We start from the raw sequence: 542 nt of genomic DNA, 5'->3' as shown, positions 1-542 counted from the left end.
TGTACAAAGCACTTCGAAACGAGGCCGTTAAAAGCGCGATGGCGAAGCGACAAACCGTTAACGTCCAACAGCCACTCAAGCGGCTGATCGGCTACGCCCGCGTCTCGACCGACGACCAGGTCCACGATGCTCAAATCGACGAACTGCGCGCTGCCGGCTGCGATCGGATCTATCAGGAGCATGGCTCCGGGGCATCGCGCGCTCGCCCAGTCTTGACCAAGTTGCTTGGCGAGCTCACCACGGGCGACGTCCTCGTCGTCGTCCGCCTCGATCGGCTGGCCAGATCGGTGAGTCATCTCTTGGCGGTGATCGAAGACCTTGAGGCGCGCGGTGTGCACTTCCGGTCGATCCGCGACCCGATCGATACCTCGACGCCACAGGGCATGTTCTCCCTCCAGGTCCTCGGCGCGGTCGCCCAGCTCGAGCGGGCGCTGATCGCCGAACGCACCAAAGCCGGCATCAAGGCGGCGAAGGCGCGCGGCAAGCTTCCCGGAAACCCCGGCCTGCGAGAACGGCGACCGGAGGCAATCAAGGCCGTCTCC

At 64.8% G+C, this 542-nt stretch carries 1 protein-coding gene; it reads left to right on the top strand.

Annotated features, from left to right (window positions below; translation table 11 throughout):
• Window positions 1–38 precede the first annotated feature (38 nt).
• A partial coding sequence (locus tag AC070A_RS34655) for a recombinase family protein (RefSeq protein WP_494773654.1) occupies window positions 39–542 on the top strand: 504 nt, incomplete at its 3' end.

It is taken from the genome of Ensifer sp. GW101-20A05 (assembly GCF_059424735.1).
This window is presented reverse-complemented; position numbering and strand designations above follow the sequence as displayed.